We start from the raw sequence: 12,368 nt of genomic DNA on the forward strand, positions 1-12,368 counted from the left end.
TTTTGGGATTATCTTTTCAGGTTTTCCGATTGTGCCCGTTGTTCGGACATTCCCCGTTCAAAGTTCTGCGACGCCGCCTCCGAGAGGATGACCGTGTTCAGCACGCCGGTCACACGCAGCCGTTTGGCTTCCTCCGAAAGAGAACTGTCGTTCAGCGTCACCGACAGGCGGCTTAACTCGGCAGAGGCCAGTTCCCGTGATACCTGAACGCTGCCGTTGTCCGCCTGCAGGACAGCTCGCCCGTTTTCCCCGACTGTGAGGTCACAGTTTTTCATGCCCGGCAGCAACGCTTTGAGGTCGATACGCCGGCTGTCCATCGCCTCGGAAATGGCTGCCTTTTGTTCCTCCTTGTTCTTGCTGTCGATTTGCGTCGCCAGTAACATCAGGGAGGTAAAGGCGGTCATGGCCATTTCCACGACAGGATCACTGCACCCCGACAATCCCACGCCGCTATCCTCCGAGGAGAGCAGTTTTTTCATCCACGCATCGGGCGAAAGGCTTTTGCCGGTGGCATTCTCTTCTGTTCCCTTATATCGGGCGAGCAGGTCGTTGCCGTTATGTAGTACCTGCTGTTTGATGTGGCCCTTTTGTGCGATTTCAGCCAGATACGCTGCCGGATCGACGTCCCGCTGCGTGCCGTCCGCATAAATCTGCCGGACACCGAAGTGCAGGTGCTTCCCGGTCGTCCGTGTCCCCGTGTTACCGGAACGGCCGAGCTTCTGGCCTGCCTGTACCGTATCGCCTGCCTTTACGGAAACTTCGCCGAGGTGCATGTAGGTACACTGTACCTTGCTGCCGTCCGGACGGGTGTATTCCACGGTCAGCGATTTGTTACCGGGTGCATGGCCTTTGTCTTTGACAGCGACGACCTTGCCGTCTTTTTCCGTGGCCAGGACCGTATCGCCGTCGCACCGGATGTCGATACCCGTGTGCATACGTTCCTTGCCGTCTGCCGGATCTTGCCGCATACCGAATGGCGAGGTGACGAAAAGAAACTCTTTCCGCTCCACCGGAAACGAATAGTCCACTGTATTTCCGACCTCACGGAGCGGGTTCTCTTCCACGCCGAACCGCTTTCCCTGCGTCTCCATTTCCTGCATGACCTGCCGGTCGTACTTTTGCAGCCCGTTCTGTTCGATGATACGTTGCAGGCTGTCGGCATAATGCCCGCCCGTGGCATAGCCCGCCTTTTCGAGGCCCTGTGTCCAGCCCTTGTAGTCATCGGGCGAGAGCGAGAAACAGCGGGCATAGCGGCTGTTCTCTTTCAGGAAGCGTGAGTGGTGCTCATACGAATCGCCCACGCTGTCGTAGCTGCAAAACTTCTCGTTCGGCTTGTCATCGGAATACAGACCGTACCGGCCACCTTCGGCAATCCATTCGGGCGTGGCCTTGATGCCGAAATGGTTGTTCTCATTCACGGCCAAACGGCTCTGCCCGTTGGAACTTTCCAGTATGCCCTGTGCCAGCGTCACGGAGGCCGGAATGCCGTACCTCCGCATCTGTGCCATCGCATAATCTGCGTATTGTTCCGTATATTCTTGATTCTTGTTTGCCATATCTTTACCTCCTCATGGTTGGACGTTGTTCGTTCTCGTTCTGTTCGTCAGTTGCCTCTGCAGGCTCGTTTTGCTGCGCCTTGGACATACCGTCACAATCCATCACGTATGCCCGCAGCGCATGGATTTGCTGCCTTGTTTCCTCATTGCTGTGTTCAAATACCAATATGATTTTGTCCGCATCATACGGAATGCGTTCTTTGGCCGGAGGCATGTCCAGCTCGTTCGCTATGGTCTCCGCATCATACATGGAAGCGTAATACTTGTTCTCATGTTTGAAAAGGACGACCGCTTCCGGTTGTTCCTCTTTGATTTTCTTGTATTTGTCATACAGTTGTTCCGGTATATCTTTTATGGGCAACTCTTTCAAGGATGAAGCAGTTTTGGGGGATTCCTCATTGGCTTGCTTGGGGTGCTTGTCCTTATCCTGCTGTAGGGTATCCTCTTCTCCTTGTTTCTTTCCGGCAGTCTCTTCCTGCGTCTGTCCTTTACGCAGCACATCGGCAAAAAGCGTGGCCGCCAGATGGCGTTTATATTCTGCACGGTCCTCAGCCAGCCACATGCGCTGCCACTGTTGCCGCGTGACGCTCCGGGGCTGCAGTTTCTTCCCGTCGATGGTCGCCACGCACAGAGTTCCTTCTTGTTTGGTCTTGAATACGGACACACGCTGAATCCGGTTCAGGTCGATGTCCTGCGCCCCGCTGCTGAACAGGTCCACTTTCAGGTCTGGCTGTGTTTCCGCCAGTACATAATACTTGTGCGCCAGTTCCATGCGTACCTTGTCGATGTTGTCCATCGCCTGTTTGAGCGTGGAGAAAAAACGGTTCACGTCCTCCTTGTCTGGATAGATACTGTACCCGTTCTGATGTTCGGGCTTCAGATACAGCGCCCAGCGGTTCTTGTCGTCCTGGATCATCTGTATCTGGTCGAAACCGATTTCGTCCGCCCGTTTGACCGCAGGCGTCACGTCCAGTGTGGAAAGCATCTCCAGTGCCCAGTTCTTCAGTCGGGCCAGTGATACCTGTTTCTTGGCGAAATAGGCATCATCGGGCCTGTACCCCCATGCGCCGTCGGGATTGAAGAAACGCACGTTTTCAATACCTTCCCTTCGCAAAGCCCTGCCGATACGGGCCTTGTTCATGCCCGGCACTTCGTTGTCCACCTCCGGCGACGCACCGGCAGGGAGTATCACATCCGCCGATTTCGAGGACGGATCGATGACGATGACAATGGTCTTGTCCTCCTTGTTCGGGTGTTTCCGGATTTCATCGGCCACGTAGAAATGCTTGGGTAACTGCTCCTGCATATCCGAAGTCTGCCGGCGGTTACGCATCGTGGCATATTCGATTTTCTCGCCCCGTTCCGCCTTGTGGATTACTTCGAGGGCGTTGTTCACGTCGCTTTCGAGGGCATCCATCAGGTTGGGGTTCTCTTTAAGTTCCCGGTTCCAGTAGTCTACCAATTCAAGGCTTTTGTCGGACAGACGGGCAGGCAGTCCCAGTTCCAGCATTTTGATGCCCGAAGCCACCTCCACGATCAGCCGTTCCTGTTTGAGGGCATCTTCCGAAGGACCCATGCCGTTTTTCATCACCATGCCTTCACGGGCCAGCCGTTGTTGGTGCCCCGTGGCGCTCACGATTTGCCGCAAGGCTTCCTGAACGTAGTCGTTATAATGCTCGAAGTTCCGTTGGCGCGGCATATAGACCGCATCGCGGTCCGTCTCGTAATGGGGCATTCCGCTGCCGTCCGAACGCACGGGCACGAGATTGTCCCGCATTTTCAGCAGGAAGTCGTTGAAGCGGATATGCAGTCTCCGTTCATCGGTTTCGGAGTAGCCACGCTCCACGGCACTACCGTCTTTCTGCAATACCGCATCGTAAGTCTCCTTATCCACGTAGGGCAGTGTCGTCTGGTCGATGTTGAAAAGTGTGCGGATCTCCCTGTTATGTATGCCCTTGTACTGTTTCTGCACCTCCTCGTCCAGTTTCAGATAAGCGTCCCGGCTGATGATGTCCTCCGGATTGTTGCGGTGGACGTACTTGTTCCAGTTGTAGAACAGGAACGGAACGCCTTGCTCGTGCTCGCGTACCGATGTGCCGCGTGCCTTGGCATCGCTGTAAAGGGTGAACAGGTTGGTCTTGCACCCGTTCCGGTCCGAATGCAAGGCCATGAACAGGCCGTTGAACGGGCTGACGGCAACACCTTTCGGATAAAATTTCGGAAAGCCCTTGCCCGTAGCGTTGAGCCAGTGTCCCCCGGCATTCGACGCTTCGTTCAAAGCCGTGGAGAGCAGCTCTATCTGACGCTCCTCGGCATTCTTTTCTATTTGCGATTTTTCTTTCATATTCCCATATTTTTTCGGTTACAGGATTATTGAATGCCCCGTGTCCGCACGATGGTTTCCTGCTGTCCGTTGTCATAGTTCTGCGAAGCCATCTGGCGGAGCTTGTCGCTTTGGGCGAGCACGGCATTGGCCAGCGTGTTCAGCGGCAAGGCTCCTGCACGGTAAGCGTCGGCCATAGCGGGGGTGAGCTGCACCGTACAGGGCACACGGTCTATCGTGGCAACCAGCGTGCAGCCTTGTAGTGCCGGGTTCACGATACGCGGATTCAGCGGCTCGTCGGGATAGCGTCTGTACTGTACCTCTCTACCGGTCGTGGCTGCATTTCTGTTTCCCTCCGTCCGTTCTTTTCCCAGCACCTCGTGTCCCGCCTTGTTCAGCAGGTTCGCGCCACCCAAGCCGATAAGCAGCATCTTCAACATCGGATTCTTGACGAACATACCTGCCACTATACTCGCTATCGGCAGCAGGTTGTCTTTCAGGCCCAGCGATTGTGTCCTACCTGTAAACACGCCCAGCAGGATGTCGGGCAGCATGGCCAGTATATAGCCCAGATTACCCGCGACATCGCCTATGCCGTCCAGTCCGAGCGAGCGGACCAGCTCGTCCCAGCCGTTCTCGTTGGTCTGTATGGTCTGTGTTCCCTGACCTGCCTGTTCCTGCCGCATCCCTTCCCCCGCAGAGACGGCGGAAGTCGACACTTCCTTTTCCTCTTTTTCCCTTTGTTTGGGTTTCGATTCCGTCTGTTCCTCCGTTTCGGCTTTCCGTCTTTCCATATCTTGCAGGTAGGCTTCCTCTTGTCCGGGAGCGACAACCATCGGCACGTCTTTATACCGTTCCACCCGTTTCCGTTCCTCCTCGGCGGTTTCTTCCCGCCACGGCATATTTCTATTGTCTGTTTTCCACCAGTCCATAAAATCGAATGTTACAATCGGTATCTTCTTTTGCAACTTTCCGTTGGCTGCGGCAAGAGCCGTGTTTTCTTTGCCCGGTATGCTTGCCGCCTCTTTGCGGAAGCTGTCGAACACGTTGCTGTCGCTGCCGAACACGCCCTTGCTGATACACTCCTCTGCAGAGAGCGGCTGCGTTTCCTCCTTCCCGAAATGGTCGGCAACGGCTGAGATTGCCGTATCCGCACCGATGAACCGTGCAACGGCCGTCCACGAACCCGTACCGCCCAACATGACCGTATCGGCCGAAGCCCCCAACACCCAGCCCGCACCTTTCTCCAACTTGCTCGGCCGGTAGGCAACCTCTCCGCGTTTTTCTATCTCTTCGGCCAGCGGCGAGCGCCCCAAAGCCTGTGGCAATCCCAGCAGGCTCGATTCTGCCGCCTTACGGATGATGTAGTCCGCCGAGGATTTGGGCATACGTTCCTTGACCAGTTGGTCTATCATCAGTTGCTCTACACGATAGTCCACGAAGGCATAGGCGAGGTCGCAGCCCAATTCCTGCGACAGTTTATCGTAACGCTCGCGTCCGACTTCCTTCACAACGACATCGCGCCACTGTCCGGCCATGTAGGCGAGGTCGTGCTGCATCTCCTCCGACGAGAGAATCCTGTCCTTGCACATCCCGATGTAGTCCTCGGTCGTCTTGGAGTTCCACTCTCCCGTAACCTTGAGAGTCTGGTACGGGTCGGCGAGCGGTTGCCCCGCTGACGCCATCATGCCGAGTATGCCGCCCAGGGAGGTCGAATACGCTTTCATTTCCTCGCCCTGTTTTTCGGTCAGGTAGGATTGCGTCTGCGTCATGACGGGGACAAGATGATGGCGGAAATAACTGCCCATCAGGGCCTCCAACTCCGCAAACCTTCTGCTATGTTTGATTCCGTCCATATAATCAATGTCTTTCTATATCATGTTTATTTGTTTCAACAGTTGTTCCTTCGTCTGCTCGATAGCGTTATGGTACACCTCCATTTGCTTGGGGAAAAACTCTTCGAGCCACGTGTCCTTTTCGATATTGTCGTGAATGAAACGTATCGCCTGTTCCCGCTCGATTTCTACCGAGGCTTCCCCTTCCTCCCGGTTGTTGAACCATGCCTTCGTCCACCAGCGGACTCCGGCACGGTCGGGATAGACGGAGACGATTCTCGGTATGTCGAAGCTCTGGATGTCGATGTCCAGTTCCGCCAACAGATCAATGAGTCCGCTGCCCGCTACGGCTTCGTCATGAAGTTTTTTTTTACCTCGCCGCCTGTTGCGGAAAGGTACACATCATGCCGCAGGGCAAGGTAGTTCAGGAAATCCGCTATCAGCAGGTTCTGTACCTTGCAGGCCAGCGGCATGGCTTTGCGCCCCAGTCCCAGCGGGTTGTACATGCTCGGCATCTTCTCATAGAAATACTCCTTCGCAGCTCCCATTGTAAAGATGTGGCGCAGCGACTGCTCCGTATGTGCGGGCACCGTGTACGCTCCCCGCTGTAAATCCTCCATGTAAAGTGGCAGAAAGCGGAGCATCAGCTCTTCTATTTCCCTTTGATCCTTCTCGTAGTCGTTTTTTACTCTTGTTTCCGCATCGTAAAAAGACGCCGCACCATTGCCGTCGGCTTCCTGCAAAGCCTTGATGTTGCCGTACAACATGGTCAGGAACTCTATTGGGTTCAGTTCCTCGCCCTTGAATTTGACTTCTATATGCAGCAGTTCGCCGCTCAAAGCCACCGTTTGTCCGGCTTTCACCCGCTGTCCGAATTGGGCGAATACATTCGACAGATGACCGTATGTCACCTCGTACCCGCCGTAACGGACCGTCTGGCAAATGCCATGTACCGGGTCGTTGCCCACACCTGACACGATGCCGCTGGCCACGGCTGACAGCATGTAACACCTCACGTTGAAGTCTATTCCGTGATGAAAGAACTTTTCTCCCGTTGCCGGGTGTACCTGTTCGCCGTAGCCGAGCGACATCTCCACATCTTTCCCCTGCGGCTCCTCGAACGGCATACAATAGCCGCTGTCGGAGTGCAGAATCATTTCTTCCGTATATTTCATTGTGATATATATTTTCGTGTTTCTATCTTCTCATTCCTCCGCTTTGCGTTTGTTCCTCCGGAGAGAGTGTCGGCGTCTGTGTCCTCGATACCGTTTCCGAGGGAACCGTGCGGACAACGCCCGCATTGTTGCCGATAAGCATCATGCCCAGAAACAGACCGGCGATTTTACCCAGCCAGCCGAAACGTCCGAACACGAGGTACGCTGCTGCGATAAGTCCTGCAATGTTCAATCCCGACACATTGCCCCCTCCGAGGTTTCGCAAAAAGCCGCTGAGCATGTTGAACAACCCACCGCCGGAGGCTTCCCGCAGGAAGTTCGATACCCCGTTCAGTTTCGAGTCCGCGCCTCCCACAGCCTCACCTATGGCAGAGACCGTCTCTCCGGCTTTGTCTTTCAGTTCCTTCATGTCTTCGGTCGTACCTGCAAGGGCATCCGTGGCGGATTTGCCGACTACGGCCTCACTGACGATCCGTGCGACACTTTTGTCGGTGGTCAGTTTTTCCCAACCCACATAACCGACGGCAGCTCCGGCGGTAGCCGTTTTGACCGCCTGCCCGGCTCCCCGAAGGGTCTGCGAGGGATGCAGTACCGCATGACCGGCACTTTTCCCCGTCGCATTGGCGGCCTTGCCCATGCCTTTCATGGCCTTTCCGCCGTATTTCAATATCGTATCCCAAGCTCCCATATTTTTATTCTTTTTTTTAGGGTCTTACATTTCTTCCAATTTGCCGCCAGCGTCTTTGGGCGGCTTTCACGATGTCGTACTTGTCCGCGACAGGGCGTGCGCCCTCGTCGATTTCCCGCCAGATGTCGCCCATCGTGGTGTATTTCACTGCCTTGGTCAGTCGCTGCAGCGTCCGGTTCATCGACCGGAGTTTCGGACGTATGCCGAACACGATCTCCATACGTTCCCTTTCCGTCATCTTGTTGTCCGAGAGGCAGGCCGTGCGTATATCGTTCACGATTTCCACGCTGTTCAATATCATCTCCCGGTAAATCTGGTTGCGCCGCGTGGAGAGGGCGACGGCCAATGCACCCGTCGAATGTCTGCTCAATTGTTTGGTGAAGTCGCCCATGTTGTCTGTAAGCTGCGATATTTCATGGTAAAAACCGTAAATCTGAGCCGCATAGCAGACAATCGAGCGGAACGAGTTCAGGTAATTGTTGAACTCCCGTTGCAAGTCCGTCGTGCCTTCCACTTCTTCCTTCGTCCACACATGCCCTGTAGTTTGCATCAGCATGACCTTCTCTTGGTTTTTCAGTTCCTTCTCGGCCTTGTTGGTATAAACCAGAATCATTCCCGCAAGGGTCGCATCGTTCTGCGCCTGTACCTTCGAGATACCGGCGCACAGCAACAGAATCCATATCGAGATTATCCGCTTCATCGTTCTTCGTTTTTTATTATCCTTTTTTCAACGGGCGATGGCTGCCGCCCTGCGCCAGCGGGACATGGCCAGACGGGCCACCTCGCCGTTGCTGCGGTCTATCATACCCGCCGTTATGTTGTTCCACACGTCGTTCAGGGTATAATAGCGCAGGCTCAAATAGAGCAGATGCAGTTTCCGGCTGAATGCCGCGAGCTGGTCGTTCAAAGCCCACAGGGTTTTGCTCCGTTCCGCCCCCGTGAGCATGTTTTCCGTGCCGCCTTTGGCCACGGCGTCGTTCAGCAACGTGAACACGGAAACCAGCTCCGTCGCCGTCTCGATATAGAGGTTGTTCATGTTCATGCTGGCGACGATGCCCTGCGGGTTGTCCCCGATGGCTTTGCCCAGTTTTCCCAGCGTGAGGAAAATCCGCACGCCGTCGTTATAGAGGTGGGTACAGGCTTTCAGCGACGAAGCATAACCGTTCGCCGTCTTGAGGTAACTGTTGTACTGCTTTTCCCACTCATGTATGCGGTTGAACTCCGCTGCGATACTGTTCTGCATCAGGGCGGTCTGTGTCTGCCCTTTGATTTGTTTGTCTATCTGGCCGTTTATCAGTTCGTTTCCCTCGGCCAAGGCTGCCCATTCCAACGGGTTCGAAGCGGCAACCTGCGCCTTGGCCAATTGCGGAAGCAGACCGGCAAGCACAAAGACCACCCATATGCTAATGATTCGTAATCTCATAGATTCCCTTTTTTCGTTTATTGATTTCCACACGTTCACGGATAATCGCCACGATGTCGTTTCCGCGCCGGATACCGATAAGGTCGAGCTTCGGGCTGTTCCGGTCCGTCGAAAGGATAACGACCGTTTTCAGACCGCAAAGCTGTTGCAGGAGGCTCTGGTGTTCCTGAAAGTCCACGATACGGTACAGTTCCATGTAGTCCACCCTGCGGCAGAAAAGTCCCCGCTCGCAGACAAGCTGTTCGTTGCCGACCCGGTAACATATCCGGCGCAGGCAAATGAAACGATACAGCAGCACGAGGAACAGAAACAAGGCAATGACCGTCGCCATACCGCCAAGCGGCATACCTTCCATGCCGCCGTACACCAGTCCCGCCATGCACATGAATATCAATGGCAGTTCGTCGATGACGAATTGCCCGGCGTGCGGGCGCAGGATAATGTTCCGGACATCTTGTATGGTATATGGCATGGTCATCGGCGAAAGTGTATCTGTCGTTCCTGCCCGGCGTTTTCTTCTTTTTCCGACTCCTGCCCGACAGTCTCTTCACGTTTCTGTTCAGCCAAAAGCTGTTCGTTCCAGCTCGTATGGCGATAATCCGGACTTTCCCAGGTAATGGAGACATCATGCTCCCTGTCAATACCAAGGAACTCCCGTAGTTTCTCTCGATATTCCCGGTAGCACTTGTTCGTGGTATCTATCTGGTCCTGCACGTCTTCCGGGGCACACAACCCGCTCGAACGCATCGACTCCGCTTCTTCCGATTCGGCGTCGAACCGTATGCAGATTTCTTGCAAACCACCCTTGGGCAATAGGTAAAATTCTCCGTCTGTCAAATCCCCGCCGTCCGGTATGGAATCGAGATAGGGTTTCCTCTCCGGCGTTTCCTCTATGGCAAAACGTACTGAGCGGCATATCTCCTTTTGCAAATCCCATGTGAGATTCGACCCTTTCCGGGTATTATCGAAACAGATATGTTGCCGGGCAGGGATGGTAAGATCAAGTATCTCTCTCATCTGTTTCCCGATAGGCTTGCCGCCCGTTGAGATAAAGACCGCCTTTCTCAAATCCTTGTTCTTCGCCTGATGGAGTTGGTAATAGGCCATCGCGTCATAGGTACTCCCGAACCAGTAGATATGTTTGGCCTCGGCAAGAGGTGTTCCGGCAGGACTTGCAATCCACAACCCTTCGCTCTCATTGCTTTCCTCGCTCTTGCCTTTATAGCTATCGCATCCGTCCATTCTCATACGTTCCCGTTCCTCGAAACCCACGACCGTACCGCCCTCTTTGGGCAAGGTCAGTGGAAAAGCGAGACAGGTGTATGCCGCACCGTCTGCGCCGTGTTTTGTTGCCAGGCAGAAATGACGGTGGAAAGCATTCTGCGTGCTGAGGTCGATACCCCGGTTCTTGAAATAGGGATAGAATATCTCCTGCATCTCATGGTCTTGAGGGTTGAATCTGTGCAGGTCGTAGTCTGTTATATCGAATGGTCGTAGGTCTTGCTTGACCGGTACGGTTTGCACCTCGTATTCTTCGAAGGGGATGTTCAGCAGGCGGCTGCACACGAGGTTTACCAGCCGGTTCAGGTCTATTCCCTCATAATATTCCGCGAATAACGCCGGGTGCTCCTTGATGAACGAAACGACGTTGTATTCCTTCTGCCGGGGTGGTTGGCAACAGCATTTTCCCTGTTGCGTTATGACGAACTTGTCACCCCGGATACGCTTTTCCTCACTGTCCGTGCGGATAAACGAGGAGAGGCGTAGTCCGAAGCGTCGGTTCTGGCGATACCCGGCATCAAGCAGTACATCCCGGATATCGAGTCTTTGCAAAAAATCATTATGTGTCAATTTCTTGTCATTCATTGTCTTCTCTTTTCTTTTGTTGTTTCATGTAGGGGGTACTGCGTTGTCATCGGTGGAAACGTGCTTGCCGTTCCTGTTCGGGTTCTTCTCTTCTGGCCGGCTCTTCGTGAACTGATTCTTGCAGCCTGATCTTTGCCAAGAGCTGTTCGTTCCAGTCCTTATAGCCTTTTTCAGCGGGCTCGTACACAATAAGGTCGGTGCTGTCCTCGCCGGGAGCGGGAAGATTACGGATCGCATCCTCTATGGCCATGATATTTTGTCTCATGCCCTCCAGTGTTTCCTCACTGGCCGAACCCTCGGCAAGGGCTATCTCGTACTCGTCTTGGCACACCATGCTCATCTCCTGCAAATATCCGTCGCCGATTGTCCGATAGTCGAGCGTACCATCTTCCCGATAGATTTCTTTGGGACGTAAAAGCGTGCCGATTATCCTGTGAAAGTCGAAGGGTTCGAGTTTTATTTCGTAGTTCTGGTTCTCCTCGCCACTGATACGGACCAGCAGTTTGTCGTCTTTCGTCACGTTGCTGGTGAATGTCTTGCCCGCCTGGGTGAGCGCGAAGTTGATGGCGAAGATCTGTCCGGCACGGTCCTGGTCGAAGCAGAGATGGTGGTAAGCGCGTGGAGTGGCCTTTATCATGGCTTTGAACTGCTGTTGGCTCGGTGCCCCGCCGGTAGAAACGAACACTCCCTTTCGCAGTTCCTTGTCCCATTTCTGGTTAAGCTGGTAATAAGCCATCGCGTCGTAGGCACTCTCGAACCAATAGATACGCTTAGCTTCCGCAAGTGGGGTTTGGGCAGGGCTGGCAATCCACAGCCCCTCGCTCGAATTGCTGCCCTCGGCCTTGCCTTTGTAGCTGCCGCTTCCGTCCATTCTTGCACGTCCCCGTTCCTCGAAGCCCACGACCGTGCCGTCGCCTTTGGGCAAGGTCAGCGGAAAAGCGAGATTGGTGTATGCCGCACCGTCCTCACGGTGTTTCGTCGCCAGACAGAAGTGGCGGTGGAAGGCGTACTGGGTGTAGAGGTCGATACCCCGGCTCTTGAAATAAGGATAGAACTTCTTCTGTGTCTCCCGGTCCTGCGGGTTGAACTTGTACAGGTCGTAGTTCGCGATGTCGAACGGGCGGATGTCCCGCTTGGGCTGTATAATCCGCGTTGTCCGGTCCTCGATGGGATGGTTCAGCAGCCGGTTGCACACGAGGTTCACCAGTCGGTCGGGAGACATGCCCGCACGGTATTCAGCGAAAAACTGCGGGTGCGCCTTGATGAACGAGATGATGTTATAGACTTTCTGCTGCTGTGCTTGGAAGCAGCACTTTCCCTGTTGCGTCACGATGAACTTGTCGCCACGGATACGCCGTCCCTCGCTGTCCAGACGGACATACGAGGGATAGCGCAGGCCGTCGCGCCGGTTCAGGTGGTAGCCCGCGTCAATCAGCACGTCCTGAATGTTCAGCCTTTGCAGGAAGTCGTCGTAGGTAAGGTCTCCTTCTCTCATAATTGTC

The 12,368-nt window shown here is 54.5% G+C and carries 11 protein-coding genes; all 11 read right to left on the reverse strand.

Features of this window, described 5'->3' with window-relative positions; genetic code table 11:
- Positions 1-8 precede the first annotated feature (8 nt).
- The 11 genes from KG118_RS01090 to KG118_RS01140 are packed head-to-tail and all read right to left on the reverse strand — an operon-like array spanning position 9 to position 12,361.
- Positions 9-1,556, reverse strand: coding sequence for a glucosaminidase domain-containing protein (locus KG118_RS01090; RefSeq protein ID WP_008655029.1), 1,548 nt, complete (start codon positions 1,554-1,556; stop codon positions 9-11).
- 4 nt (positions 1,557-1,560) lie between these two features.
- Positions 1,561-3,900: a zincin-like metallopeptidase domain-containing protein gene (locus KG118_RS01095; protein ID WP_008655030.1), complete on the reverse strand. Its 2,340-nt coding sequence runs from the start codon at positions 3,898-3,900 to the stop codon at positions 1,561-1,563.
- A gap of 26 nt (positions 3,901-3,926) precedes the next feature.
- The gene (locus KG118_RS01100; RefSeq protein WP_008655031.1) at positions 3,927-5,735 is read right to left on the reverse strand and encodes a hypothetical protein; all 1,809 of its coding nucleotides are present in this window, start codon (positions 5,733-5,735) and stop codon (positions 3,927-3,929) included.
- Positions 5,736-5,750: 15 nt separating this feature from the next.
- Positions 5,751-6,035: a hypothetical protein gene (locus KG118_RS01105; RefSeq protein ID WP_008655032.1), complete on the reverse strand. Its 285-nt coding sequence runs from the start codon at positions 6,033-6,035 to the stop codon at positions 5,751-5,753.
- Between the two features lie 23 nt (positions 6,036-6,058).
- Positions 6,059-6,889 carry a M23 family metallopeptidase gene (locus tag KG118_RS01110; RefSeq protein WP_008655033.1) on the reverse strand — a complete coding sequence of 277 codons (831 nt, stop codon included), beginning with the start codon at positions 6,887-6,889 and terminating at the stop codon, positions 6,059-6,061.
- A 22-nt stretch (positions 6,890-6,911) separates the two neighbouring features.
- Positions 6,912-7,577: a hypothetical protein gene (locus KG118_RS01115; RefSeq protein ID WP_008655034.1), complete on the reverse strand. Its 666-nt coding sequence runs from the start codon at positions 7,575-7,577 to the stop codon at positions 6,912-6,914.
- A 16-nt stretch (positions 7,578-7,593) separates the two neighbouring features.
- The gene (locus tag KG118_RS01120; protein WP_008655035.1) at positions 7,594-8,277 is read right to left on the reverse strand and encodes a hypothetical protein; all 684 of its coding nucleotides are present in this window, start codon (positions 8,275-8,277) and stop codon (positions 7,594-7,596) included.
- Between the two features lie 27 nt (positions 8,278-8,304).
- Positions 8,305-9,000 (reverse strand): hypothetical protein, encoded by a 696-nt coding sequence (locus tag KG118_RS01125; RefSeq protein WP_007567566.1) that lies wholly within the window; start codon positions 8,998-9,000, stop codon positions 8,305-8,307.
- A complete protein-coding gene (locus KG118_RS01130; RefSeq protein WP_007567564.1) occupies positions 8,981-9,478 on the reverse strand; it encodes a PH domain-containing protein in 498 nt (165 codons plus the stop codon). Before KG118_RS01130 ends, KG118_RS01125 begins: the two co-directional genes overlap by 20 nt.
- Entirely contained in the window at positions 9,475-10,866 is a 1,392-nt protein-coding gene (locus KG118_RS01135) for a toprim domain-containing protein (RefSeq protein WP_007567560.1), read from the reverse strand. The genes KG118_RS01130 and KG118_RS01135 overlap by 4 nt, the downstream gene beginning before the upstream one ends.
- A 46-nt stretch (positions 10,867-10,912) precedes the next feature.
- Positions 10,913-12,361, reverse strand: coding sequence for a toprim domain-containing protein (locus KG118_RS01140; RefSeq protein ID WP_007567554.1), 1,449 nt, complete (start codon positions 12,359-12,361; stop codon positions 10,913-10,915).
- Positions 12,362-12,368 lie beyond the last annotated feature (7 nt).

The sequence above is a fragment of the Bacteroides propionicigenes genome, assembly GCF_018390535.1.
GTDB classification, from domain to species: Bacteria; Bacteroidota; Bacteroidia; order Bacteroidales; family Bacteroidaceae; genus Bacteroides; species Bacteroides propionicigenes.